Genomic DNA, 26,018 nt, shown 5'->3' on the forward strand with positions numbered 1-26,018 from the left:
TGTCTGAAAAGCAAGAGACTTACAGCAGTCCGGTGCTATTTTCGTCCTTCAAGGTGCCCCACGCCAACGTATTTCTCAACAACGGTTAGCAATTCGCTTTCACCAAATGGCTTGGTCAGGTATTCAGTTGCGCCTACCATACGAGCTCTCACCCGATCAATAAAACCATCTTTGCCCGTAAGCATGATGATGGGGGTTCGCTGAAAAACAGCAGAGCGGCGCAGCATTGCACAAAGCTCATAGCCATCTAACTCTGGCATAGCGATGTCGCAGAGTATGAGGTCGGGCTTAAGGGCAAATACTAAACTCAATGCCTTAAGAGGATTGGCGATTGATGTAACTTCATAACCATGACGGCTCAGGATGTACTCCACAGTGCGGCGAATGGCAGCTCCATCGTCAATACAAACCACACGAGGCGGACGCTCCGTCGCCTGAGACCAAGGGTCATGAGGGGTATGATGCGCAGCAACTCCAGGTGGATAAATCATTTGAATCCACCCCTTCTGAACGTAGGGATAGATGGCACGGGCTACGGACAGAATATCTCGTCCTAGATAACGGGACAGTTGCCGAATGCTTGCCTTGCCTACTGCCCACCGCTCCAAAGTTGCGGCCACTGTCTCAGGTAGCAACGCCCGCAGATGTTCTGGCTCAGTCAACAATGGGCACTGGTCTGGTGAATGAATGAGCGGATGAAACTTCTTCCACTCTTGAACCTTGGTCATGATTTCTGCAACCAGTGGATCAATCGCTAGGGTCGTCAACTGCGGTGCCAGTGACGGTCCTAGTTCAAAAATGAATGACCCCTGATGCAGGCTAAGCAGGTCGAACAAAACTTCCTGCACCATGCCCTGAATAATTTCTCGACCCTGGGCAGCGGTTAGAATGCGACGCTCGAGCAATGCCCACAGATAACCATATTCCGGTGCGCTAAAGGAAGCCACGTTGAGGTCAGACTCAATCTGCTCAAGCGCGTTTTCTAAGCGATAGCGGCGCAGGAAATCTTGTAGCCGGGTCACGCTGCGCTCAGTATCAGCCGCATAGACCAGTTGGCCGTTAGAAAAGAAGACGAACCAAAACTGTCCAGACCCTGCTTCCACAAACAGTTCGCCAGTGCGTTGCCCCAGCTCAATCAACTGCAGGATGCTGCGAATATCAATCTCGTAAAGTTTTCCCTGCATGATGACCGGGCCGGTGAGCAGAATGACCGCATCCCTGACCACCATTTAACTCCGGAACCCGCCAGCGTCAAATAAAGAGTCCTGCCGCAGCCGAAGCTCTAAGCCCCTTGAAGATCTACCCCGAAAGCCTAGACATGGTTGAGCCGCACTGAGTAGCCTTTGGATAGCCTGGGAGTAAACTAGGTGGGATGCATGAGTGGGGTGCAGATGCGTTGCGTCTGTGGCTGTCTAAGTACAGATCAGGGTACAGAACCGGGCTTGGGTAGGCCCAGTATATTTATCCTAAGTAGAGTTTCTAGTGTCATGATCGGCGGCTTCAGCACCAAGCTGCTGCATCAATCCTTAGATAACCCTATACAAAACAATAAAGTGTGAATTGAATGGTCATCTGGACAGACTGGTTGACCCCAGCAAGAAGTACCTAGCACCCATCAAGAGGACACAGCGTGCTGTACCTAGCAGAAGTACAAAAGAAGGGCAGTTTCATGGGCGCCAGAACCGAGTTACGACTGCTGGCGCGCCAGCAGTCGGAGCAGAGTTGGGTGGCCATTACTGGTGAGGAGTGGCTTAGCTCCGAGGAGGCCAGTGCGTTTAACTCGGGTGCCTTGGTCCTGGTAGATATCGCGGGCAATCGACAGGTCCAGCGCGTGCAGGAAGCTTCACGTCAGCTTGTGAGCATTCTGCAAAACTTCTCTCGGCTCCAAGAGAAGTTCCGGACTCAAGAGGAAGAAATTGAGCAGTGGAAGCAGTCCTTGACCTATCAAAGTCAGGAGCTGAACCGCCGCGAGATGGAGATGGAGGCGCGTCGCGAACAGCTTCAGCAACTCGAAGAGGACTTTGAGCAGCTGGAGGCGCAACGTTTAGAGGTTGAGTCGAGCCGTACTGAAATCAATCAGCTACGCGAGGAAATGGAGCGCAACCGGGCCGAGCTAGAAGGGGCCTGGGCGCATCTGCGCGGCGAGCAACGTCGCTTCGCAGAGCGTCAGGAGAGCGTACAAACAACAGCGCTGGACACAGAACAAGCTCATTACCTTCAGTCTCTGATCGATCAGATTGGAGCGGCGCTGATCAACAGTCAGCCAATCCGTAGCTCAATTGATGATACTTTCGGTCTGTTAGAGCAGCGTCAGGCTGAACTTACGCAGCATTGGCAGGAATTAGAGCACCTGCGGGTTAACGCTGAGCAGCAGCAAGGTGAGGTAGATCGAGGCGGCCAAGACCTACATCAGCGCTGGCAACAGTGGCATGAAGCGCAGGCATCACTGGAGAAAGCCCAGGCGGAACTTAAGGTACAGCAACACAGCTTGAACCTGAAGGAAGAACAAGCCCGGATGCTGACGCTGCAGATCCAGAACTATGAAGAGCTATATCAACAGACCTACCAGCTAGCCGAATCCACTGATGGCGCCAAGGTTAGCCAGTCTATTGATAGTCAAGCCCTGGAGAAACTGTCAATCGAAGAGCTGCAAACTCTGGTCAATGATTTGGAGCGAGACTTCCGCAAGCTCTCGCACTTTGTCAATGATCAAGAAGAGGAGCTAAAGCTACAGCAAGAGGCGATTGATGAGTTGCTGCAGCAGCTAGAGAACCATGAAGGCTTCGAGCGAATCGAGCTTGAGAGCAACATGGACTTCGAGCAGCAGCGTTACCAAATGCTCGAAGAAACTTTGGTAGGCCAGCGTCGCAGCCTACGAGAGCGGGAGGAGTTGCTGACTCAGCACCAAAATATCCTGGCACGCCGTCAAGGCAAGATCTCAGGGGAGAGCCAAAAACCTCAAATTGACCTGAGTCCTGTGCTAACTCAACTAGAAGGGCAAAAGCAGCAACAAGCTCAGGCCCTTGAAAAGCTAGAGGGTCAACTAGAACAGTTGCGCAGCACGATTGGACAGATGCAGGGTACGCTCTCTCAGCAAGCAACCGACCAAGAGCATCGGCGCAACGAGTTGAAGGAACTGGAGAACCAACACCGCAACCAGATGCGCTCAGTTGCTGAACTCTGGGGCAAGGTCAATACTTATCAAGAGCTGCTTCGCCCACTCCAGGATGGGGTAGATGCTTTGCGGAGTCAGCTGCAAACCACTGCTGAGACCCTGCTTCACTTGGATCAGGCCAGTCAGAATCAGCAACAGGCCCTGGGCAATCTGCGGCAGACTGTTGAGTCCCTGCTAGCTTCGCCTGAGCTAGCCGCCTCATAAAGGTCGACTCATAAAACCTAAGAAGCTTAAAAAGGGAGTCTACTCAGACTCCCTTTTTAGTACCTATCCCCATTGGTCACACAAGCTGGGTGCCCTTAGGCTCTGCCAACCTCTTGGAAGATGCTATTGAGAATCTCTTGAGCGCCCTGTTCACGTAGGCGTGCTGCTAGGGTGTTGCCCAAGGTTTCTGGATCTTCTGCAGGACCGCTGACTTGGTCTTTGACCACGGTTTTCCCATCTAGACTAGCGACAACGCCGGTCAGGATTAAGCTGTCTCCCTCAAGAACGGTGTTCACGCCGATGGGCACCTGACAGCCACCTTCTAAAGAGCGCAGGAAGGCTCGCTCAGCCAGACAACGGCGGGTGGTAGGTAGGTGCTCAATAGCTCGAATCACTGACAGGACTTCGCTATCACCCGATCGGCACTCAATGCCCAAAGCACCCTGGCCGACCGCATGAAGGGAAATCTCAGAGGGCAGGACTTGATGAACACGATCGGCCATTCCCAGCCGTTCTAGACCTGCCACAGCCAGAATCAGAGCGTCATACTCCCCGGCATCTAGCTTGGCTAATCGGGTGTTGAGATTACCCCGAACATCCTTAAAGCTCAAGTGAGGAAAGTGATGGCGCAACTGAGCCAACCGTCGCAGCGAGGACGTGCCGATCACAGCCCCTTCGGGCAGCGTATCGATTTGCTTGCCAGCATGCTTTTCATGGAGCACCAGAGCATCTGCAGGGTTTTCGCGCTCTGAAACCGCCCCCAGCATCAGCCCCTCAGGTAAGCGAGTGGGCAAATCTTTGAGCGAATGCACCGCAAAATCAATCTCTTGATTCAGCATCCCCACTTCGAGTTCTTTAGTGAAGAGACCCTTATCGCCAATCTTGGCCAGAGCCACATCCAGCACCTTATCGCCGTGGGTGCTCATGGTGTGAACTTCAAAGTGAATGTCAGGGTGAGCCTTCTGGAGCTGCTCCTGAACCCAATAGGTTTGAACTAGGGCCAGTTGGCTCTTGCGAGAACCGATGCGAATCACACGGGTAGGGCTGGAAACCGGAGACATGATAAATCCAAAACTGACTGTCGAAGTCAGATCAAGTGAATGAGCAAAGGCAGAAGTTCCCATTCAGCTTACCGTAACGGTCTGCTTGTCCTGGGCAGATTGTGCTTACTCCAGCTGCTTTGTAATAATCTGCAATCACCAACGAGCCTGCGTACAGTGACTTATTTGTCAAGATTTGATGTTAAAGCTCCGCAAATTTGAGGTTGTCCCCCCTTGCGCATCCAAGGAGGCTGGTCTAACCTGTACTCATTAGGAAGGGCTATCCTAATCCCCCCGTATAGCCCAGAGTCCCCGAAAATGGCAACCTGCTCCGAAAGGACAGGGCGCAAATCAGTAGACCTAAGCCAGCGTTACAAGGGTATGGATGCTACTGACACCGAAGGGATTTTATACTGAGACAACTGAATAACTTTTGACTAATGACCTGGAGCCTCAGAGGCTTCAGGTCATTAGTTTGAGGGAGGCTTGAGAAGCCGAACTAGCTAAGCCTCCGTAGGACGCATGACCACAATGCCGTAGGCTTGGGGATTCAAGAAAGCCTGAGCCGCTTGGCGCATCTGAGCCGCACTCACAGAGCGAATGCGTTCTGGATAGTCCAGGGCAGGCTCCAAATCGCCAATCACGGTATGGTAGTAGCCATAAAGGCCCGCGCGATTACTGGGGCTTTCGTTGCTGAAGATAAAGCGATTGGCAACCTGAGTCCGTACCCGCTCTACTTCGGTTTCCGAGACTAATTCATCCTGCAAGCGCTGTAAATGCTCGGTGATCGCTGTCTCAACTGCCCCTATATTCTCGGTTGGGCATTGTGCCGCTACATAGAAGGTGCCTTGCAGCGCTTGGGTCATGTTGCTAACTGAGATCTGATCGACCAAGCCTCGCTCTTCGCGCAGGTCTCGAACCAGCCGCGACGTACGCCCAGTTGCCAGAATACTGGCGATCACATCTAGGGGATAGGTGGCATTCAGATCATCGGCTCCGGGCACCCGCCAGGTCATCATCAGCCGGGCTTGCTTCAAGCTGCTATCTGTGACTTCCTGGCGCTCAACCGTGGTGAATGGAGTCTCAGGTGTCCAGTTTGAATGGCGCGGTCTAGGCCGACTGGGCGCTGCGGCAAATTGCGCTTCCAGGATGCCTATGAGCTTCTCAGTGGGTAGATTGCCAACGACTACCGCTGTGAGGTTGGCAGGATTGTACCAGTGCTGGTGAAAGTCTCGCATCTGCTGAGCCTGCAACTCCTCAATCACGGTCGTGGGCCCAAGCACGGGGCGACGATAGGGCAACTGAGCAAAGGTCAAGTCCATCGCCTGGTAGAACAGGCGACGGCGGGGATTATCTTCAGAGCGGCGGATTTCTTCTAGGATGACCGAGCGTTCGCGCTCAAAAGCCTCATCATCAATGCTGGCATTGAGCACAACATCCAACTGGTGTGGGGCTAGGTCGGCAAAATCAGCTGGGGCAGTAGTGATGTAGTACTGGGTGTAGTCCTGGCTAGTGGCAGCATTGGTTGCTCCTCCGCGCTGCTCGATCAGACGCTCAAACTCGCCTAGGGCCAAGCGGTCTGTGCCTTTGAATACCATGTGCTCTAGATAGTGAGCCATACCGTTGATGTCATCACTTTCCTGGGCAGAGCCAACATTCAGCCAAAGGCTCAGGTTGACGGCGTCCACTGGCATCTGTTCAGCGATGATCGTGACACCGTTATCAAGCTGCTGCACAGTTGGCGCCGGAGCAGCAGAGCGAGGAAGTGAGAGGGTCATGCACATCATGGGTAATGGGCCAGTACCTCCATGATGCCTGAGACTCAAGGTTTCTGGGCTATGCCTGAGTCCGGCCTAGAACTAAATAACGCTGGAGAAATGGCAACCCGATCAAGGTGGGCACCCAATAGCGGGTGGAGATCAGCAGGCCAATACCGGCTAGTTGTTCGGGAGGGGCATAGGGGGCAAAGATGGCAATGAGCGCAGCATCACGGGTGCCCATGCCACCTAAAGTGACAGGTAGCAGACCAGCCAGAATGGCAATTGGGGCCAGCCCAAACACCAGGGGCACTGGCAAGTCTAGATTCAAGGTGCGAAAGAACAAATAGATCTGGGTCAGGTGCAGAAACCACACTCCCAAGGACGCCCCAATGATGCCCCAGAAGCGCCAGGGATTACGTTTGAGGTGTGCGATGAAGCTCTGTGCTTCCAGCAAGGAACGAGTAATCTTGCCTTTGGCTAGGCCCTGTGTGAGCTTGAGCAGGGCAGCGAACAGGCGATTGCTGGGACTATCGAGGGTTAGCAGGAGCAAGGTCACGGTGAGCACGCTAAAGGCAAAGACCATGACCGCGCCTACCAGCGGGTCGAAGCGACCCATGAGCGTGACACCCAACAGGAAGACCACACACAGCCCTGCCATGTCCAGCAGTTTCTCAACAATGACGCTGTTGAGCCCCTGTCCTAGACCGGTGATGCCTTCCACGTTGAGGAAATAGGCTTTCACCATATCGCCTGCCTTGGTGATGATGTTGAGAGCTCCGGCGGCCAGAAAAATCTTGAGAGCGGTCCAGCGTGGCAACTCAACCAGGCCCAGTAGCATCCAGCGCCAGCGCTCAGCGCTAACTAGAGCGGTAATCACAAAGAAGGTGGAGGCCAAGCCCAAAAAGCCCCAGTTGAGCCGGGCGAAGTAAGCCTGAAACGCAGCGAAATTCAGGTTCTTAAAGATCAGGCCCAGCAAGACCAGGCTAACAACTAGCGCCAAGATTTTCTTCCAGCCCAGCCGGATGACGGGGCGGGTGGGGTTAGGGGTAGGGATGGGTTCAGTCACGTTGAATATCTTGGCAGCAATCGGCAGCGCAGGCGACTGGATCAGTCTAGTGACTTCAGGTGAGACTCGACGCTGCCGTTTCTAGCTTGCCTATCCCTGGAGGCACTCAGTAGCTGAGGGAGTAGAGGCATTAGTCTCTAGAGCCCTCTGGCTGGCTTCACCTGTTCCCAAAGGTCTTGAATTTCTTCTTCGGAGAATGCGCCTTCCTGGGCTGCTTCTGACCAATCGAGTAATCGACGCCAAGCAAAGGTTTGAGCAACACGAATGAAATCATTTTCCGGCCAGGATGGATGGACCCAAACGGCAATTTGGCTGTTTGGAATCCCTTCGGAGATTAGTTCAAATGTGACTCTGTGATAATGCTCTGCAAAGCCGTCTCTCGCTACCAGTCTCTCAACCGCAGCAAGTTTAATTGTGCTGGAATGATACATGGAAAACTTGGCTGGGAAAGCTTAGCTAAAAATGGTGTTAGTCGAGCTTAGCCGACAACCTTTTGCTCAATAGATGTTGTACTCTTTCGGAGATTTCGAACCTCCCATAAGGCTTCAAGAGTTGATGAGACTAGTTCTGCAAACTTGATAAAGTGCTTCTCATCTTCCTCTGTAAAGTCACCCTCGTACTTATCGGAGAGCTGTGGTAATCCCCAGTTAGTTCCATTTCGCCCTACAAGCGGTGCGGCAAGCCAACCACGCATGGGCGGGTGCTTGCCTGCTTCATTACCAAAGCCCTTCCACTCAGGGTGCGCTTCTAATTCCGCTTGGGTCATGCGTACTGGCTTATTGTGGCGCAATAACCAGCCATGAGTGCCATAGCCAGTAGCAGGTGTCTTATAGTCCGCCCAGGATTCATACTTTTCGGAAAGCGAAAAGAATTTGCGAATTGAATTCCAGTCCTCCTGTACCACAATCGCGATTGCCGATTGATGGGCTCCCACCAGAACCCGGATCAGCTCAACTGCGTTGCTCAGAACGCGATTTGTATTATCAATTAATTCTTCATCAATGGCATCAGGATTCTGAATGACTGGATTGGGTGTTGCGCCAGTGACCACGTTCCGATAGATGTTCTGATGCATATTCGACTTCAAATCAGACATAAGATGGGCCTCTTTGAGGCTGTATAGATTACAACATCAGAATTTTTAGCAGAGCCAGTCAGTGAACGGCCTAAACCTATTTACCAAGGCACTGGTTTACCTAGATGGAAGAAGCCACCGCTCGGGCCATCAGCGGCAAGGGTCGCTAGCTGAACACCTGTTTTAGCTCCCTCAGTAATGTCCATCATTGCTCCCTCCCCACCCAAGTCTGTTTTGACCCAACCAGGATGAGCACTATTAACTTTGACAGGTGTATTGCGTAACTCATGAGCTAAATGAACGGTGAAGGAGTTAACGGCTGCTTTGGAAGCATCATAGGCGAACGGTTTCGAGTCGTAGATAAGTGAAGTCGGGTCAGCATGTAGGGTCAAGGAGCCTTCTATGCTAGCCATATTCACAATTCGGCCACTAGAGCTTTTCAGGATCAGCGGTAGTAGGGCCTGCGTGAGTTCCACTAAAGCAAAGAAATTGGTATTGAACGTCTGTCGGATGATGTCCAGCGATACAGAACTGGCATTACTGATGGACCATTCGCCATCCAACATGACCCCAGCATTGTTGATCAGGACATCGAGCTTGCCAAACTGGTTTTCAATTGTTTGAACAGCAGTTTGAATATGGCTGCTGTTTGTGATGTCAAGAGCAATAGCTTGGGCCTTAAGCCCCTCATTCTTTAGAGATGTGGTTGCTGTCTCCGCTGCTTGCAAATTGCGAGCGGCGATCAGAACTGTCAATCCTTGTTGACTAAGCTGACGGCTCATTTCAAGGCCAAGACCTTTATTGGCTCCAGTAATCAAGGCCACCTTGTTGTTAGATTCGATGTTGACCACCGTCAATTACTCCTTCCTATGCTGGTGATATTGACCGTCGTCAATTAGTTTCCTGAGTCAAAATTTGTCGAGTAAACACGGAGTGAACTGCGCTTGAATGTCTGGCAATATTCGCACGAATTTTGAGGCGAGAAAACCTAGACAAAAGGCTAGGTTGATCTAGATAACATGGCACAAGTATGCAGAGCTACGTCTTTAATCTGGAGGGTTTCCAAGAAATGAGAAATGGCTTTCTCCATTCTTGCTCTGTATCAAAATTATTTTTTAACCCACGGTACAGAATCTAATGTTCTGAACAGCCCAATGTCTTGGGCATTCTTGCCCTTTTTATTAAAATCTTGCTAATATTGCATTGGCCATCGTGATATTAAGGTGTGTGATGACCTATCAAAGCGCTGCACACACAGTTCTCAAAGCTTGGCGTAACCAAATAACTGCACGATCCTTATCGCATTGACTGCTCTACTGGCCGGCTCTAGCGAGAAGAATAGTGATGACAGTTCAACAAAATATCGCAGTGGCAACGCGATTTATGAATGATGGGATTGCCATTGCGGATATGTCAGTGTTCGATGAAACTCTAGATCCAGACATCACTGTTACGACAGCACTGTTACGACAGGCTTGCATCCGACTGGTCCAATCGAGGGTAGAGAAGACTACAAGCAAATTTTCTCTGCTTTCGCAGATGCTTGGCCAGTGAAGCAGTTTCTGATTGACGAAATCTTTGGTGCTGATGACAAAGTAGTCGTGCGATTTACAGCAACCGCTGTGTTTAAGAAAGACTATTATGGAGTGCAGGCCACCAATCAGATAGTGCCGTTGAAGGAGGTACACATTTTAACCTTCAGGGCTGGGAAAATTGTTGAAAATATTGTGAGTGGCACCAATTTTCCGTTTGAATACATCATGTATCCGGTTTTGAGAGATGCTGTGATTGGCAATCTTGAAATCGAAGCTTGATTTTTTAGAATTCACAATCTCTACGCTATGTTATGAATGTGCCAAAGCTTCAATGCGGCTGCTTGTCAAGAAGCACAAGCAGCCGCATTGGTTTAGATTTTAGCCAGTCTAGGTCACGCTCATTCTCGACGGAAACGTCACTGAGCTACCCGTCCAACTGATGTTTCCAAGTGTGGTTTTTGACTGCCATTTGAATGCCATTTACGAATGCTGTTGAGCTGAAGGAAGTGGCGTTATCTGATGAGCTCACGTCTACTGCTGGGTAGCCGTCTCGCCCACTGCCTTTAGCGCACGCGCTATTTGTGCCACACGTTTGCCCTGAAAACGGGCAACTGCGAGATCATCCTCGTTGGGCGGTGTGTTGTTTTGCCCCGATACTGAGGATGCACCGTAGGGTGTGCCCGCCTTGAAAAGGGCTGGATCGGCGTAGCCTAGAGGCACAATAACCATACCCAAGTGTGCCATCGGGTGGTACATCGAGATCAGCGTGCTTTCATTGCCGCCATGTACTGTTGAGGTCGAGGTGAAGACGCTGCCAGCTTTGCCAACCAGTTTGCCCTGAAACCATAGACCGCCGAGCGAATCGATATAAGCCTTAAGTTCAGATGACACATTGCCAAAGCGGGTCGGCGTACCGAAGATAATGGCATCAGCTGATTCCGCATCCTCTGGGGTGGGGGCTTCATACTGAGCGTTCATGCGCTCCGCGTTCTCGACCCAGCCCTCCGCTTTTTGCATAACTTCGTGAGAGACAATCTCACGTGCACGACGCAACACAACTTCAGCCCCTTCTGCCTGTGCGCCTTCTGCTATCGCTTTGGCGAGAGCTTCAGTGGACCCATTTCGCGAATAAAACGCGATTAATACTTTGATTGCATCCATACTCTTATTCTGAACTCTTTACGGCCTAAAAAGTATAGGCCAGAACCTCAAAATAGTTCTGCTATACAGAAATTGATAGGGCGTGATTTGTTTATAATTATCTGATTGACTTTTACTGGTAAGCATTGAGTTACCATCCTCAAGCAGAAGCCGAGCAAGCTAAGCTACCCATTGTCGGGATAGATTGGGCTCAGCAATGGCTGGGAAACTTGCAAAATTGCGCCGTACCCAATCCATGCCTACTTCATTGTTTAACTTAATGCGCTGCTCGGTATCAGGATAGATTTTGCCCAGAACTTTTGCGTCTTGTTCTACAACTATATCTATTAACTTCAGCAAGTTACCCTTGATTAAATGAGCAATCGGAGAATGCGCCTTCATGTACATCAACACAAACACACGCGACTGATGTTCGGTTTCAGGCAGGTAGAAGTGGCATTCCTTCAGGCTCAGCAACTTATTTTCCGCATGCAGCAATCCCATGAACGGAAAGAAATTTTCTAAATGGGCTTCCAAGACTTGTGGCATTGCTAACTGACCAGGGTTTCTGAGAATGTCACGGAGAGTGGGCTGTTTTCTCGGTTGTGATAAGTAGGCGTGAGAATGCAATCCTTCATCAATGAACTGTTTTACCTGTACTTCTTCAATTTCAAATAATTCTCGGTGGGTGCCATTTTGATGGTTGTAGTCGTGCATGTTGAGCAGCAAACTCAGGATATCGGTTGGAATGCTGCGATTGCCTGTAACGCCGATAAACTCATACTCGCTTGCAATCTCGTTCATGATGCCTGGGATTGAAAGCTTCGGTTCATGCCCGCCGTAAGTCCAGACGAAGTCTCCCTGAATTATCAATTCCAACGGTTGCAGCAAGGATTTGGTTGGCTTGTTCGAACTGGGCAATAGAGTACAACCGGCGCGATCAAACTCCAAGGCGTGGAATGGGCAGGCAACCGTGCTGTTGCCATCAGGCTTTTCGACGCACCAGCCCTCGGACAGCATTGCACCCATATGGGGACAGGCGTTGGACAAAGCGTTGATAGCCCCCTGGCTGTCTTGCCAGAGTACATAATCGTTGCCGAGCAGGGAGATCCTCATCGGCTGGTTGGGCTTGAGCATGGAGCGATGCGCGACAAGCCACGGGGCACCTTGTAACTGGTTCATAACGGCCTGCGATGACTGACTAATTAATCAGTAAGCCTATCAAGCCTTAGCTATGGCGTCAATCGAGAGATTCAAAGCTTTCGGTTCAGATGTCTCTTGTAGGATGGGAGGGCAGCCGATGAGTGAGGATGTCGTGGTTCGTCCAGCTAAGCGCGGTGTCAAATCTGTTCGGCTAGTGCGAGATGCAGAGGCAACTCAGCAGCAAATTTTGGATGCTGCTGAGCAGGAATTTTCGCGGCATGGCTTAAATGGTGCCCGGATGAGCGCGATTGCGAAGCGTGCCCAGGTGACTTCGGCGACAATTCACTACTATTTTGAGAACAAGGAGAGCCTTTATAAGGCGGTGTTACAACGCCCGGTTGATGAGGTACAGGCCAGCTTGGGGCAATTGAATTTTGATAATTTACCTGCTGTGGAAGCCCTCAAGCAAATCATTCGCATTGCCATTGCTAACGAAGCTAAAAATCCCCAGCGTCAAATGCTTTGGTTCCAAGAAGCTAGCCAGAATCAGGGGGCATATTTCAAGGAATGCAACGTCTTAGGCCTGCACGAACACTTACTCAGGGTGTTAGAGCGGGGTGTGGTTGAAGGCTGTTTTCGCCCACTGAAGCCGTTCTTAGCTCTCACCCACATTTTGAGTGTTTGTATGTTCTATTTCACTGTGCATGAAAACTGGAAACATTTGACTCCAGAGGTGGATCGTCTCAGTCTAGAGATGATTGAGGAACACACAGAGGAGGCAATCGCGTTCATCCTGGCAGCTGTGAGGCGAACGCAGGGATAAACGAGAGATCCAACCTGAATTTTGAATCTTAATAGAGAAACTTTAGGCTATCGCAGTTGCAGGATTGGAGTTCTTTGCCCTCGTGACGCCCTCATTACTTTTAGCAATGCTCAGCAGGTCATTCTCTCTTGAAGTGAACTGCGACTTCATAAAGAGCTGGAATTTGCTCAAAAGATACTTGTTTAGTTAGCTCTTGAGGCTGAAGCTTATCGAAAGCTGCTTGCCAAGCATCCCGAGTTTCCCAGTGAGCAACATTGATGAATTGAAACTGTGCATTTGGATCAAGGCTTCGATGCAGTTTTGCATCAATGAAACCTGGTTCATTCTTAATGAACTCAAGCGCTTCGGTCCACATTTTGACGAATTCTTCCTCTTTACCTTGCGGTATTGAAAACGTGTTGATTAGCACAATTAGGATCGCTCATCTACAACCTCCAGTTAGTCATGATAATTATGCCAGTCCACCCGTAGCGTGGAGCGTGTGGCCTGTGATGTAGCCAGACTCATCACCAACCAGGAACGCAACGGCATTGGCAATATCTTCAGGCTCTGCTAGTCGCTGTAGTGGAGCTATCTGCTTTAGCTGTGCTTGCTCCTCAGACGAAACCATGCTGGTAAAGGAATCGGATGTTGTTGGTCCAGGCATGATCGCATTAACTCGAATACCCCGCGAGCCGACTTCTTTGGCAAGTGCAAACGTAAATGCCTCAATTGCAGCTTTGCTGCCTGCAATCACAGATAAGTTGGGTTGAGGCTGTACGGTATAGGGGGTCGAAAACGTGACAATACGGCCACCATCAGCCATGTATTTAGCTGCTTCCTGCAAGGCAAAGAAGTTTCCTTTGGCATTGAATGTGAAGACAGAATCGAACTCTTCCTCTGTCGTTTCAGCAATTGGTTTGACCAGCCTGGGCGCACCACCACTGATAACAAGAATATCTAGCTTGCTGAATTGCGAGAGGGTGTTCTGAAACAAGCTCCGAATGTCATCCAATTTAGCAAGGTCTACTTGGAGCGCAACCGCGTCTGACCCGCTTGTTTTAATGACTGAAACGACCTCTTCTGCTTTGTCTCGATTGCCAGCATAGGTTACGACTACGTTCGCGCCGTCGCGTCCGAGTCGTTCAGCGATCGCTCGTCCAATGCCACGAGATGAACCTGTAACGATTGCTACTTTCCCTGAGAGAGACGCCATAATTCTTACTTAACTTCTAGAACATCCGCAAGACTATATCAGTATGTAGATCAAATTAACTTGGCTAATCTTGCGAAACTGTCCTAATCTTGCGAAATCTTTTGTGGCTCGAAAAACGGTTGTTTCTTTTACTGTTGGGACACGATGAGATCAAGAATTTTAACCTCTCGCTTCATTGACTGCGAGCCCTGAATCTAGAGGGAGCTAGAGTAACACTATCAACCCCCTGTGGATCTGTTTGAGTTACTTCTCTTCCCAAGTTTCGAATAAATTGAGTAGTGTCTATCATTCGCTGAATAGATGTGAATAGATAGGCAGCCTAGACCCAATTGCGAAAGAAATTGCCCTCCTCTAACGCAATTGTTGAAGTGCGTCGCTCAATGGCTGCTAAATCCTGGGCATCGAGCGGTTGAAAGGCTCGGGCCACTTGAATGTTTTGTTCTAGTTGTGGCACTGTCTCTGCGGCAATAATGCAACAGTGAACTCCAGGCTGAGATAAAGTGTACCCCATCGCCTGATGCATACCCTCTAGGACTCCAGGTTTGAGCAGGCGACCGTAAGCGGGTACTTTCATGGCGATCACGCCCACGTTTTTCTGCTGAGCTATAGGCAACGCACCTGTGATAAAAGGACGCGGATGGTGTTTGTCAGCAGCATTAATCGGAATCAAAACGGTATCAAAGGGGTAGCGGCGCAATCCCTTTGCAATAGTTGCGGGCTCGCGGTGGCCTGTAATACCAATCAAGCGCACCACTCCTTGTTCTCGCGCCTCTTCAAAGGCTCGGATTGCCCCATGTCTCTCATCTAAAACTGTATTTAGTTCTCGCTCAACCGCGATGTCGTGCAATTGCCACAGGTCTAAATGATCTGTCTTCAACCGCTGAAGAGAGCGCTCCAGTTCTCGCCACGCTCCATCGCGGTCCCGAACCCCAGTCTTGCTGGCGAGAAATAACTTGGACCGATGGGGAGGCAGCACTTTTCCTAACCGCTCTTCACTGGGCCCGTAATTCGCCGCCGTATCAAAGTAGCGAATGCCTAGCTCTAGTGCCCGCTCGATAATCGCCACTGCTTCGCGCTCTTCACCGGAACGAGAGAGCGGTGTGCGCCCTACTCCTCCTAAGCCAAAGATCGGCACCGAGATCGCTGTACGCCCCAGCACTCGTTGTGGCATTTCTGTGGGGGTAGGAACTGTAGTAGGGGCTGTAGGCTTTCCTGCAGAGGCGACAATGCTTGAAGGTTTGGTTTCGGTTTTGGCTAGCTGCTGCTGGCAGGCAGAAGTACCCACAATCGAGCCAGCCACAGCCGCACTATTAAGCAGAAAGTCACGCCGCGTCGTTTTTTTGCTTGCCATACTTAAGACCAGGAGACAGGAAAGAAGGACATTGACCAAAAGGCAATCACTTTGCTTCATCAACTCTCGGCAGAAGCTCAAATTGCTAATGGCAGCACAAAGGCAGCGAGGGTGACCTGCTCTTAATTGAAACTTGTGAGCGAGCTTGAGGTGCGTCGGGCTTGCGCTAATCCAGTTGCCCCTAGCTCTGTTCAGCTTCTAAATCTCTCCTGGATGAGTTAGTTAATTGAGATCTTCTTTATTCGCTTGCAAATGGAAGATATCAATATCCAAGTGTAGATGTCTATCTACGCAAGGGTCTACTTTATATTGAGCAAGCCAGTATAAGGAAACACAAAAAGGTAGTGCTAAGCAAGTTAATGATGAATTGTAGCGGTGGATGAAATGCCAGATGACACTGAGGTGATTCTCCCTTAGTTCTAAAGCCTTAGACCTAAAGCTGATTGCGATAAGTTTTAGGCGCCATCCCCGTTAGTTTTCGGAACAGTTTTGAGAAATGGCTGTGGTTTTTGCAGCCCACTCGGAAGGCAATTTCCATAATGGGTAGCTGAGTTGTTTGCAAGAGCTGCTTAGCTCTCTCTATCCGACATTGCAGAATATATTGATGAGGTGTATGCCCAACTGACTGTTTGAATAATCGCTCGAAATAGTATGGGCTCATGCCAAGCATTGCTGCAAGCACATTCAACGAAAGCTGGCTGCTGAGGTTGTCGCTAATGTATTCAATTGCATGTTTTAGTTGCTGAGGGGACAGACTGCCTGAGTAATGTTGAATTTCTGGCTCAAAGGTTGAATATTGCTTGAGCACTCTAATCGCGATTGCATTGGTTAGAGATTCCCAGAAGTACTGACCATTAGGATTTCCCTCTTTGAATTCGGCTTCTAGGGCTAATCCAAGATGCCAAATCTGGGGATCAGGTTTGCCAGTACAACGAACGAGTTCAGTTTGATTGGCATCATGCAATTCGGCGGCACACCTGGCGATTACAGCCGGTTTAAGCGTCAGAACTAGAATTTCAACCTCTTGATCCCATCTACCCCGAAACCTGAATCCAGAGGGAGCTAGAGTGACACTACCAATTCCCTTGTGAATCTGTTTGAGCTGCCCCTCTTCCCAGGTTTCGAATAAATGCTGAGGGCTCAATTGCAGTGTTAGCAGATGATCTTGAACAATTACCTCGGGCATTTCCGAGGCTGGCATACGGAGGCGGTCGATGTTCAGTTCATTGAGAAGTTGAGACGAGGATTTGGCTAATAGGGAAGTACCTGGAGTGACCGGTAATGGCACAACCTCTTTGCTCACAGCATCAACAACTTTGATCGTCCCTTGTCTCATGTTTAGTGCTGCCTGAATTTGCCTGAGCTTAAAACTAAAAACCGGCTATACAATCGCTATCCCTGCTACCGTCCTTGGGTACCCAGCGTGAAAGCTTCATTTGTTGAAGTCATCAGTGAGCCACCAGTCACCGGACCACCACCTGCAATATAGATTGTGTCATCTACAAGCGATGCCCCCATGCCGTGACGTGGTGTTGGCATTGATGCGTAGCTCTGCCAAGAGTTTGTTGTTGGATCATAGGCTTCAACCTGGCCATAGACAAAGCCGTTTCCTTCGCCTCCGAAAACGAAGATGCGATTGCGATACCACACTGCCCCATGCCCTGAACGAGGCGTTGGAATCGGAGCACGTTCCTTCCACTGATTAGTGTTCGGGGAATAGACATGATGCAGATTTGTGTTGTACTCAAACTGGTTGAAACGTCCACCCAACACATGGATGAAGCCATTTACAACAACGGCTCCTGTGTGGTCGCGAGCACCAGGCAGGGGAGCTAACTCTGACCATGTATTTGTAGCGGGATCATAGACATAGTGATCGCCAACGCTGACAGTATCGCGTCCGCCAATCGCATGGATCTTGCCATTCAGGGTAACTGTTGCGACTGCGCCTAATGGCTTGGGCAAGGGAGCAACTTCGGCCCAACGATTAGCAGCAACATCGTAGGCAAACACTTTGTTGTGGGGGGTTTTGTTCTGCTCTAAAAAACCACCGACTGCGTAGATTTTGTCATTCAAAACTGCCAGACCAATGTGATTAGCACCTTGGGGAATTGGAGCTTTCTCTGACCATGCATTGGCTTTTGGATCGTAGACCTGGTGGTAGCGCCCTTGAAATCCACCCTTGTAGTCATACCCTCCGATGACGTGAACCTTCCCGTCATAAACGGCGCTCCATGTCATCTCTGTGCGTGGAATAGGAAGTGGCGCTTTCTGCATCCACCGACCAAGTGTAGGAGCAGGCGGCGCAGGAGATACTCTACTATCGAGTGATTGCGTTGTCCCCCGGATAAAATCGGGTTGGTAACCAGCGGCTGAATTGACAGCAGCTTGCGCGAAGACGCTAGACGCTATGAATGCCGCAGATATTACCAGCACTAGCACAAGTAGCCACTTAAGCACTAGCACTGGATTGCTCTTGAACCTAGCTGCTTTTAGGGATTTAGAGTACATAGCTGGACTGCTCAAGATCGAACTGTTTTTACTTCGTTAGCATCAATGCCTTTCAGTATCTTCAGTTTTTAGTACTGCGTCTTGAACAAAATAAAGATTTTGAAACCTTGTGGCAATAAGCACCAGGGGTAACCAGCGAGTGCTTTTGGAACTCACGAGTAAGGTGGCTTTGATCACTGAAGCCGGTCATCGTCGCAACTTCGGAAATAGGTCTTCCCTGCTTTATCAATCGTTTTGCTTGGGAGATCCGAATGTTCATGAGATAGCGATGAGGGCTAATGCCAACCTCTTTTGTGAACACGTTCAATAAATAATTTTTGTGTAACCCTGTTAAGGTCGAGAGTTCGGAGAGCGTAACCTCCTCTGCGTATCGCTCACGCATGAAGTCTTTAACAAATTTCACTGCACGATGCTCTTGTCCAACCTTAGTACCAATCAGATTCTTATCTGTATAGTGAGTGAAAAGATGAGTAAAAGCCTGCATTAGACGGATTTCACGTTCTATAAGAGAACTTGGCTCGCTATAAGACTGGAGGATAGCAGAAAACAAAGTCAAGGCAGTTAGATCATGAATAACTGCCTCACAGACATAAGGTAATTGCTCTGATTGCTTCAGTAGCCCAAGTTGTTGAAGAAATTTAGGTTCTGCATAGATGTTGGCAAACGTCCTCGCTCCAATTGATATGTTTTCGTGTACTTCTCCTGGGACGATTGCCATCAAGCTGTGTGCGGGGGCAACTTGTTGCGAATGTCTGTAACGGAAAATTGTTGCACCAGCAGTTATGAGACTAATTTGATAAGCTTCGTGCAGGTGGGGAGCTGAAGGCTTAGTCTTAGTCGTTCCTTGTTTCAGTTCTAACCCGACAAACTGATCCGGATGGCACACCCTGACTGTTGAGGTCTGTTTTTTAGGCCGTTTTTGGGTGTTCATAAGTGCTTCCATCTCTTCCCAATACCTATCAATGCCAAGTATATCGCTAGACAAAACTCATGTTAGTCCATCCTCTATTTAGTTTTTTAATACCTAAATTCTTGATATGTAGGGATCTTGCTTTTGGTCAAGGTTGCAGGCTAACGACTCGGTTCAGTGGTCATAAACAACTTCGGCATCAACATCAGTGGCTTGAGCCAGTCCGCTGCAATAGAATGATTGGACTACGCCTGTATGAGCTGTGCTAGGCAACCAAATTGAGCGTAGTCAATCCACAATTGAAAATTTTCTGGTCTGAATGTTCAGCACCGAAGACCGCATCCATCAAAGCAAACATTAGACGATAAAAAGGAGCTCTCTCTAGAAATGATTTAACGCCCGGATAAGTTGATGCAAGCCGTTCAACAAATGGACTGCCATAGCTGGCGTAAAGCCCTGCGATGTCCCATCCAGGTTCCCCCCATCCTAATGAAGCGAAGTCAATGATGCCGGTGATAGTCTTTTCGCCATCCCACAAGATATTGCTCGAACCAAAGTCTCCATGCCGCAGCGTGCAAGGTAAATTGGGCAGTTCCTCAATGTGAGATTCAATTTGTGAACGTAAAGCCTCTGCATTCGTTGAAGCTAGCTCAGGAAAAACTAGCTGCTCGGCTCTCTCTCGGAAATTCCTCCACCAACTTTGATCAATATGGGGGAGTTCAAGAGCGCTCACTGAAATTGGCTCTATATCATGCAGGGACTTGAGAAAACTACCAAGCTGAGCCGCTAATCCCTCTTGGGTCAAGTCGGGGAGATTCTCCACTGACCACAGTGATTCGCCTGGAAGTTGCTGATGGAGGGCAATAACTTCATCTCCAATCTCGACAAGTTGCATTTCGGGAATTGGAAGAACAACCAGGTCGCGGAGTCGTGGCAAAACTGTAGATTCTCGACGAACTCCCGCAATCGCCTCGATATGGCGAGGACGGCGAATAACAATGTTACCCAAGATAGCGACATCACTGTTCTGACTATCGATAAGCTTCATATGCTAAGAAAATAATACATCTCACCAACAACTTAGATTTGTTCCGGTACAACAGGCTTACTATGTGGCGTTTTCAACACTGTCATGTAGTAGAGAAAGTAGCCCAATAAGCTCAAATATCATGAAGCCAAGCACAGCCATTGCACTGAGTATAACGAAAGCTATGCCGCTCCAAGAGAGTGCGTTTCCTGCCCACACAAGCAGCAAAATACTACCCATTGTCCAGATAGCTTCGATGCCAATAATCAGCCAAACTGCAAGGGGCAAAATCTGCTTGGTGCAACCAATAATGCAAACACCTACTCCGACTGCAACCACGCCGAGCCCTAAGGCTCTCAAGAACTCCTCGAATGTGTAACCGAATACAGAGATAGCTTCATCTGCAAATAGCGTAGAAAGTGAGCGAGCAGCAATCATTAATACTGTTCCATAAACGAAGCAGACTACACTATCAGCTAAAAGAGTTGTTCTTAGTGAAGGCATCAGTCACTCCTATTCAGGCTTTGAAGGACTATCTACTAATATTGAGTATTAAACTGTAAACGTCCCATTACCAAGTGTTTCCAACCGCTAACGTACAATCTAGCGTAGACTCGCCCCTTATTACACCTACCATTTGCAAGTGAAGTCATTGTAACTGCTTGTAGTAGGGACGATACGGGTAACATTCAAAGCCAGCACGCTTGTAAAAGGCAGAGAGCCAGGGCTTTTCGTCAGAGATATCACCATTTAGAGTAGTTGCTCCACAAGTTATCGCTTCTTGGGCCAAAAGCTCTAAAACTGATGTTCCCAAACCTTTGCCCCGCTTCTCAGAAGCAATGTAGATCTCATCAATCGTCGCTAAAAGTCCGCCAAACTCAAAACTGAACGCGAAAGTCAAGATAGCGTAGCCAATAGCATATGAGTTTACAACAATCATCCATATCTTCACGAGTTGAGGAGAATGAAATGCAACATGTATTAGCTCTCGATAGACTTCTGTATCAAAATCGATGTTTTCTTCTTGATTGAAGCCTGCCATTAACTCAAGTAGCAGGTCAATGTCTTCGAGCGATGCTGCTTTAAGTTCTGTAGTCATGGTGCTGGCTCAATTTTGATTCTATAAACGCTGAGAGCAGACAAATATACTAGAAGATTGCCTCATCAACTATCTCGAACGCAGCTCTAAACGCTTGCAAATTCTCCCATTGGTCCGAGCCTAATTGTGATTAATTCACTGCCAACGCTTCATGTGGCCCTTGCTGTGTTCCCTCAGGAGCTTTTGCTTACATGTTTACTGCAATGATTAATTAGATCTTTTGCGCAACGATATAAACATGATTTTCAGGATATTGATCATACTCAAGATGGCGGCAGGTACAGTTCTGCTTAGCCAGAATTCTCAGGAAAGCATCTACCCCCAAAGTGCTGTACTCAAAGTTCTGACCTTGAAATGCTCCTGAAATCTCGCTGTTTGTATGTCCGCCACCACAGGTGAACAGGATGACTCCGCCGGGCTCAAGAGCATTGCATAGCTTTTCTATAACAGGCTCTTGCGCCTCTAGCGGCAGATGAAAAGTGCTGTCCCAAGCAGAAATCAAGCTATAAAGTTTTGGCGGTATCCAACGACAGATGTCTTCCACGTAGAATGTGATTTCTGGATGCAGTTGCTTGGCTAGATTGATCATTTCTCTCGAAATATCGAGTCCCTCAGCCTGAAAGCCATGCTCGAATAGAGTTTTGATAAAACGTCCGCTGCTTCCACAGCCTACGTCAAGAGCTGAGTGCCTTTGAGAAGTAAATTGGATAGCCCGCTCCAATTGTGCGATCCCGTATGGTGAATTTTGATGCTCGTTTTGCCACCAGTGAGCAATTTGGTCATATCGAGCGGCTGTATCCTTCGGATCCATAGGATGACCAGTGCCTCAAACTAGCGGTGGTAGATAACCTTAAACAGGCAGTTGCATTAGCATTGGGTGCAATGCTGGGTTAAGCCGTCCTTGTATATAAGTCTTTTAGTGCCTGCTTTTTGACTTCGTCCAAATGAGCTTCGATGATCTGGAGGCTTTGGAAGTCTTTGTTTCGCCACTGCTCCTGTGGAATCTCATCAATGTAGCCCAAGAACTCAAAATACATCGCCTCCCAGCTCAGGCACCGGACGCTATAGCCCTCAATGACACCTTCTTTTAGCAGGGGACAGGAGCCAGGTGGAAAGTTCTCAAAACTATACTCGTCGTTGACCTTAAAGCAAGGCTCTGAATCTAGAAGAATGCTTTCACGCCAAGACAGAAACCCATAGTCCATCTCTTCGTGCTGATTGAATCCAAGTGTCTTGATTAGTTCTCGATAAGCATCCTCTTTGTCTCTAGCAAAGGCGATGTCGATATCCTCATGTTCTCTGGTGATTTTACCAAGCCTGGCATCAATGGCCCAGCCACTCTCAAGCCACAGGAGAATGCCTCGGCGTTCAGCTTCATCGAAGAGGGTTTGGATGACTGCTAAGTGTTGAGCTGTTGTATCCATATTGATAAAACGGAGCCCTATAACGGTCTAGCACACTCACGCTGAAAGAATGTGAGGAACGTGTTGCGGTCGGCAGCAATTTAGATGGCAGGTTTGATGCTTATGTCATTAGCTTGAGCGGGAGACTTCATAACGAAGCTCTACAAAGGCGTTGCCATACGTCGTTGCAGATAAAAGTTTTAACGGAGGCGTTACGATCTTGCGCGGTAGCAATGGTGCGCCGCTTCCAAGTGTTACTGAGGTAATCTGAACAATTATTTCATCAAGCAGGCCTTGATCGTGGAATTGACCGACCAAGTCTCCACCGCCCACAATCCAGACATTCTTGTTGCCTGCTGCCGCCATCATCTCTTGATGCACAGGGCGGACGTCCCCTTTGACAAATTTAATATCCGCTCCTTTGACGGCAGGCAGAGTGCGAGAGGTAAATACCCAAACTGGTTGCTCATAGGCCCAGCCTTGTGGATGGTCGGCTCCTTCATTGATCTGATGCTTTAGAATCCATTCGTAAGTTGTCGAACCCATTGCTATAGCGCCAACTTCGCGGATGAAATTAGGGTAGCTGGTACTTTCGGGTTCGCCGAACTGAAAGAGCCAATCTAAAGAGTTCTGTGAGTCAGCAATGAAGCCATCTAGGCTGGTGGCAGTGTAATACTGAGTTTTCATGGAGAAGATTCTAGTTCAACAAAGACCAGATGCCAAGACTTGATGGCCATTTCTGCTGTTAGCACTGCGAAGTCCCCTTTCGTTTTTTCGTTAGCCGACATAGTGAGCTAATATCGGGTCAGCTATTGCGTTGTCTTCACCGCTGCTGGCTTCTGAGGAGTAGTATAAGCCACTGAGTAACCAAACGAGTTTGTACAAGTCAACGCGGTCTTGAAAGTCTGGCTCTAAAGGAAATATTTCATTATAAGATGCATAGAAAGTTGGCGGGAAATCGCCAGATAGGAATGTAGACACAATTTCAATCTCGCGGTCACCATAAAATAACCAAGGATCAACAAGAACGGGTTCTCCATTCTGCGCAAGGCGGATGTTGCCGCTGTGAAGATCTCCATGTAGCAATGTTGGAGCCCGTCTCACTCCTGCCAGCAAATTGGGTAACTGTTCTACTAATCTGTCTACCCGTTGGTTGCGCTCGGTTGTCCAGCGGTTCTCTTTTCTCGCTCGCTCGATATGGTGGCGCAGGTGGGCTTCGTAAAGAAAACTCGCCCAGTCCTGGGTGGGAAGCTGTGTCGAACCGTCTTCGTTTCGCTCTACATAACCATAACCAGGTGCTGTGTTTGAGGTTGCTGCGTGTAACTCGGCTATGCGCTGGCCCAACTTTCTGCCAAGGCGCAGCTCAGCATCGTCTTGGGTTGTAGTTCCTGCCCATTCTTGCAGCATCCAGGCAGGTTGTCCTTGTTCAGCTTCGGCGAAACCAATCACAACGGGCACAGTTACTGTGTTGGTTTGTCGAAGCAATGACAATTGAAATGCTTCGTTTGTGAATGTGCCAAACCAAGGTTTCTCGTTCCACTTCAAGAAGTAAACGTTCAGGTCTGTTTTCAGAAGAAGTGTTTCGCTGACGCCGCCGGGTATGGTTTCTTGAGTGTCGCGCAGAGGAGTTTTGTCTCCTGACTGGCGGAGGGCAGCTATAACTTCTTGTCCGATTGATTCTGGTATTTGAGTGTTCATAAAATCGTGGTCTCTCGCAGGGCAGTGTGCAAGAGTTTAACGCAAGGCACTACATTTTTCTTCTTGCGGCTGGCTCTTACAAACGCCATATTCTAATTCCGCTGCAGTGATAGAAGAAATGCCAATATTTGATAGAGAAAGGGCTTGGGATCGTGCCAGTATTTTGGGAAGTTTTTTCTTAATCAGATGAATTAAATAAGGCTTTAAGTTGCTGATTCTCTAGGGGTTGGTGTGGCTCTCTTTCGTAAGATTGCTTGTGCTGCATTTAAGCGTAATGTTAGCTCGGAGTGATATGTTGCCGTAACCATTCAGTGAATTCCTCTCGTCCTACTACACCTGACGCCACGGACAAGATAATTTGCTCTTGCTCATCTATGGAAACGCTGATTTCCGAGCCATTCAGGATGAGAAAGGTTTCCAGTGCCGCGTGACCAGTCCGTTTATTTCCATCGACAAAAGGATGGTTCATGATGATGGAGAATCCCAAAACAACGGCTTTATCGATGAGGTTTGGATATAGATCTTGGTTGCCAAAAGTCATGCGGGGCTGAGCAATGGCAGACTCCAGCAAACCTAAGTCACGAATGCCCAGTGCTCCCGCTGATTGTTTAATAATGCGATGGTGTAAGTTCAATACTTCAACCAGCGTTAGATAACGCATTATGCTAAACGCCGGTAGAGTTCAGCGTTTTTGTTGAGTACGTACTCTGCGGCTTGATCAAAATCGCTTCTGGGGGAGTTGAGCCAATCTTCTATGCTTGCCTGTAGTAGTGTTTCGGGAGGAATTCCGTGTAATTTTGCTAGCTCTTGTAGTTTTTGAAATTGACTGTTTGAAAGATTAATGTTGATAGAAGTCATAGCTGTTGCTCTGCCAGTATCTCTGAGTAAAGTTTAGCACTCGCAACTGGCTCACCTGCTTGCTGCACAGCCCTGAGATAGGAGAAAAGCTGTGTGACTGGTAGGCTCTTGCTTAAGCAGGTTAATACAAATGTTGGTATCGAGCAGATGCTGCATCTAGAAAGCTTCTCAAATGTCAAGGGGCGGCTGTTCAGCTCTGGATTGTTGCCAATGCTTCATTTCTTCGTCAATGAAGTGGCTTACTAGGTCTCGATACAGTTTTTCGATTGCATCAGCATTTAATCCTTCTGCTTCTGCCCAGACTCGGCGTTGCTCTAGCATTGCCTGGAAGCGTTCGGGGGCTTTGACGCTGGTTTCGCTGGTTTTGAATTTAGAAGCGGCTTTGACGTAGGCGAAGCGTTGACCGAGTAGCGCAATAATTTGACGGTCGAGCTGATCGATTTCGGCTCGAATGTCTGTCATGTTTTCACATTCTTCTGGTGTCTTCATAGGCTGATGAGCTTCGGTTGACACTTCAGCTTGAACTCTACATCGAGTTGGATGTGATAGTCGAATTGCGTGCTGTTAGTCTGCTCTCACGGTGGCTGGCAGTTCATCGCCCAGGTATCGCAGCAGAATAATTCTGGTTCAACAGGCGGGAGAAGTTCATCACGATAGGACTCAAAAGCGGGGAAATCAGGAATTTCTTCGTAGGACAGGACAACATCTGACCACTGGGAAATAGAGCCGGGTTTGGTTTGGATTGGCCGACGTAAGGCCTGAAGAATGAGGGTTTGAATCATTTTTAGCAATTTTTGGCAGTTCCTTAGTGTGTTATGTCTAGTACGTTGCTCAGTTCTATCTGGTCTGAGGTCAAGTTGAAGGGGTAGCCAAGGCTGATGTCTCGTGATGTCGTTTCTTCTGAGAAGAAGTCTGGACCTATGAAGTTATGGAAGAGGCACCGAGTAAAAAGCCTTACTAAGGCATATCTTATTAACGGCGCTTTGCTGACTAACGTTGTTCATC

30 protein-coding genes and 1 riboswitch are annotated in these 26,018 nt (G+C 48.9%); of the genes, 4 read left to right on the forward strand and 26 right to left on the reverse strand.

Annotated elements, in window-relative coordinates; genetic code table 11:
* Positions 1-35: 35 nt before the first annotated feature.
* Complete coding sequence (locus H6F94_RS31105; RefSeq protein ID WP_242041538.1) at positions 36-1,229, reverse strand: response regulator; 1,194 nt, start codon at positions 1,227-1,229, stop codon at positions 36-38.
* Positions 1,230-1,630: 401 nt separating this feature from the next.
* Here H6F94_RS31105 and hmpF point away from each other — a divergent pair, with 401 nt between their 5' ends.
* Positions 1,631-3,379: a pilus motility taxis protein HmpF gene (hmpF, locus tag H6F94_RS31110; protein ID WP_190806176.1), complete on the forward strand. Its 1,749-nt coding sequence runs from the start codon at positions 1,631-1,633 to the stop codon at positions 3,377-3,379.
* Between the two features lie 95 nt (positions 3,380-3,474).
* On the opposite strand, the gene hemC is transcribed toward hmpF, so the two are convergent.
* From hemC to H6F94_RS31140, 6 genes are all read right to left on the reverse strand, one after another.
* Positions 3,475-4,440, reverse strand: a complete 966-nt coding sequence (gene hemC / locus H6F94_RS31115; RefSeq protein WP_190806177.1) for a hydroxymethylbilane synthase — start codon at positions 4,438-4,440, stop codon at positions 3,475-3,477.
* Between the two features lie 289 nt (positions 4,441-4,729).
* Positions 4,730-4,821, forward strand: a riboswitch (cyclic di-GMP riboswitch).
* 101 nt (positions 4,822-4,922) lie between these two features.
* On the reverse strand, positions 4,923-6,197 hold the full coding sequence (locus H6F94_RS31120) for a M16 family metallopeptidase (RefSeq protein ID WP_190806178.1): 1,275 nt from the start codon (positions 6,195-6,197) through the stop codon (positions 4,923-4,925).
* 58 nt (positions 6,198-6,255) lie between these two features.
* On the reverse strand, positions 6,256-7,245 hold the full coding sequence (locus H6F94_RS31125) for a lysylphosphatidylglycerol synthase transmembrane domain-containing protein (protein WP_190806179.1): 990 nt from the start codon (positions 7,243-7,245) through the stop codon (positions 6,256-6,258).
* A 137-nt stretch (positions 7,246-7,382) separates the two neighbouring features.
* Entirely contained in the window at positions 7,383-7,676 is a 294-nt protein-coding gene (locus tag H6F94_RS31130; RefSeq protein WP_190806180.1) for a hypothetical protein, read from the reverse strand.
* Positions 7,677-7,723: 47 nt separating this feature from the next.
* Positions 7,724-8,341 carry a GAF domain-containing protein gene (locus H6F94_RS31135; protein WP_190806181.1) on the reverse strand — a complete coding sequence of 206 codons (618 nt, stop codon included), beginning with the start codon at positions 8,339-8,341 and terminating at the stop codon, positions 7,724-7,726.
* Positions 8,342-8,421: 80 nt separating this feature from the next.
* A complete protein-coding gene (locus H6F94_RS31140) occupies positions 8,422-9,171 on the reverse strand; it encodes an SDR family oxidoreductase (RefSeq protein WP_199320787.1) in 750 nt (249 codons plus the stop codon).
* Between the two features lie 493 nt (positions 9,172-9,664).
* On the opposite strand from H6F94_RS31140, the gene H6F94_RS31145 reads away from it, so the two are divergent.
* Positions 9,665-9,874, forward strand: a complete 210-nt coding sequence (locus tag H6F94_RS31145) for a hypothetical protein (RefSeq protein ID WP_190806244.1) — start codon at positions 9,665-9,667, stop codon at positions 9,872-9,874.
* Complete coding sequence (locus H6F94_RS31150) at positions 9,796-10,134, forward strand: ester cyclase (RefSeq protein WP_190806182.1); 339 nt, start codon at positions 9,796-9,798, stop codon at positions 10,132-10,134. The genes H6F94_RS31145 and H6F94_RS31150 overlap by 79 nt, the downstream gene beginning before the upstream one ends.
* A gap of 252 nt (positions 10,135-10,386) precedes the next feature.
* Here H6F94_RS31150 and wrbA read toward each other — a convergent pair whose 3' ends face one another.
* Entirely contained in the window at positions 10,387-11,016 is a 630-nt protein-coding gene (wrbA, locus tag H6F94_RS31155; RefSeq protein WP_190806183.1) for an NAD(P)H:quinone oxidoreductase, read from the reverse strand.
* Between the two features lie 159 nt (positions 11,017-11,175).
* Entirely contained in the window at positions 11,176-12,177 is a 1,002-nt protein-coding gene (locus H6F94_RS31160; protein ID WP_190806184.1) for a Rieske 2Fe-2S domain-containing protein, read from the reverse strand.
* 118 nt (positions 12,178-12,295) lie between these two features.
* Here H6F94_RS31160 and H6F94_RS31165 point away from each other — a divergent pair, with 118 nt between their 5' ends.
* On the forward strand, positions 12,296-12,961 hold the full coding sequence (locus H6F94_RS31165; RefSeq protein WP_190806185.1) for a TetR/AcrR family transcriptional regulator: 666 nt from the start codon (positions 12,296-12,298) through the stop codon (positions 12,959-12,961).
* Positions 12,962-13,079: 118 nt separating this feature from the next.
* On the opposite strand, the gene H6F94_RS31170 is transcribed toward H6F94_RS31165, so the two are convergent.
* The 17 genes from H6F94_RS31170 to H6F94_RS31250 form a co-directional block, all read right to left on the reverse strand.
* On the reverse strand, positions 13,080-13,370 hold the full coding sequence (locus H6F94_RS31170) for an antibiotic biosynthesis monooxygenase family protein (protein ID WP_313949410.1): 291 nt from the start codon (positions 13,368-13,370) through the stop codon (positions 13,080-13,082).
* 42 nt (positions 13,371-13,412) lie between these two features.
* The gene (locus H6F94_RS31175; RefSeq protein WP_190806186.1) at positions 13,413-14,156 is read right to left on the reverse strand and encodes an SDR family oxidoreductase; all 744 of its coding nucleotides are present in this window, start codon (positions 14,154-14,156) and stop codon (positions 13,413-13,415) included.
* Positions 14,157-14,475: 319 nt separating this feature from the next.
* Entirely contained in the window at positions 14,476-15,507 is a 1,032-nt protein-coding gene (locus H6F94_RS31180) for an aldo/keto reductase (protein ID WP_190806187.1), read from the reverse strand.
* Between the two features lie 433 nt (positions 15,508-15,940).
* Positions 15,941-16,843 (reverse strand): helix-turn-helix domain-containing protein, encoded by a 903-nt coding sequence (locus tag H6F94_RS31185; RefSeq protein ID WP_190806188.1) that lies wholly within the window; start codon positions 16,841-16,843, stop codon positions 15,941-15,943.
* A gap of 65 nt (positions 16,844-16,908) precedes the next feature.
* On the reverse strand, positions 16,909-18,018 hold the full coding sequence (locus tag H6F94_RS31190; RefSeq protein WP_524537859.1) for a Kelch repeat-containing protein: 1,110 nt from the start codon (positions 18,016-18,018) through the stop codon (positions 16,909-16,911).
* A gap of 61 nt (positions 18,019-18,079) precedes the next feature.
* Entirely contained in the window at positions 18,080-18,949 is an 870-nt protein-coding gene (locus tag H6F94_RS31195) for a helix-turn-helix domain-containing protein (protein ID WP_190806190.1), read from the reverse strand.
* Between the two features lie 244 nt (positions 18,950-19,193).
* A complete protein-coding gene (locus H6F94_RS31200) occupies positions 19,194-19,976 on the reverse strand; it encodes an aminoglycoside phosphotransferase family protein (RefSeq protein WP_190806191.1) in 783 nt (260 codons plus the stop codon).
* Positions 19,977-20,036: 60 nt separating this feature from the next.
* A complete protein-coding gene (locus H6F94_RS31205) occupies positions 20,037-20,393 on the reverse strand; it encodes a hypothetical protein (protein WP_190806192.1) in 357 nt (118 codons plus the stop codon).
* 211 nt (positions 20,394-20,604) lie between these two features.
* Positions 20,605-21,054, reverse strand: coding sequence for a GNAT family N-acetyltransferase (locus H6F94_RS31210; RefSeq protein WP_190806193.1), 450 nt, complete (start codon positions 21,052-21,054; stop codon positions 20,605-20,607).
* Between the two features lie 211 nt (positions 21,055-21,265).
* Positions 21,266-21,865, reverse strand: a complete 600-nt coding sequence (locus tag H6F94_RS31215; protein ID WP_190806194.1) for a class I SAM-dependent methyltransferase — start codon at positions 21,863-21,865, stop codon at positions 21,266-21,268.
* A 79-nt stretch (positions 21,866-21,944) separates the two neighbouring features.
* Positions 21,945-22,478, reverse strand: a complete 534-nt coding sequence (locus H6F94_RS31220; protein ID WP_190806195.1) for a nucleotidyltransferase domain-containing protein — start codon at positions 22,476-22,478, stop codon at positions 21,945-21,947.
* 108 nt (positions 22,479-22,586) lie between these two features.
* The gene (locus H6F94_RS31225) at positions 22,587-23,144 is read right to left on the reverse strand and encodes a dihydrofolate reductase family protein (protein WP_190806196.1); all 558 of its coding nucleotides are present in this window, start codon (positions 23,142-23,144) and stop codon (positions 22,587-22,589) included.
* Between the two features lie 90 nt (positions 23,145-23,234).
* Positions 23,235-24,155, reverse strand: a complete 921-nt coding sequence (locus tag H6F94_RS31230) for a fructosamine kinase family protein (RefSeq protein ID WP_190806197.1) — start codon at positions 24,153-24,155, stop codon at positions 23,235-23,237.
* 277 nt (positions 24,156-24,432) lie between these two features.
* Positions 24,433-24,816, reverse strand: a complete 384-nt coding sequence (locus H6F94_RS31235) for a type II toxin-antitoxin system death-on-curing family toxin (protein WP_199320789.1) — start codon at positions 24,814-24,816, stop codon at positions 24,433-24,435.
* Positions 24,816-25,013: a DNA-binding protein gene (locus H6F94_RS31240; protein WP_190806198.1), complete on the reverse strand. Its 198-nt coding sequence runs from the start codon at positions 25,011-25,013 to the stop codon at positions 24,816-24,818. The genes H6F94_RS31235 and H6F94_RS31240 overlap by 1 nt, the downstream gene beginning before the upstream one ends.
* A 168-nt stretch (positions 25,014-25,181) precedes the next feature.
* Positions 25,182-25,502, reverse strand: a complete 321-nt coding sequence (locus tag H6F94_RS31245) for an isochorismate lyase (RefSeq protein ID WP_190806199.1) — start codon at positions 25,500-25,502, stop codon at positions 25,182-25,184.
* Between the two features lie 86 nt (positions 25,503-25,588).
* On the reverse strand, positions 25,589-25,795 hold the full coding sequence (locus tag H6F94_RS31250; protein WP_199320790.1) for a hypothetical protein: 207 nt from the start codon (positions 25,793-25,795) through the stop codon (positions 25,589-25,591).
* Positions 25,796-26,018 lie beyond the last annotated feature (223 nt).

It is taken from the genome of Leptolyngbya sp. FACHB-261, from assembly GCF_014696065.1.
Taxonomy (GTDB): domain Bacteria; phylum Cyanobacteriota; class Cyanobacteriia; order FACHB-261; family FACHB-261; genus FACHB-261.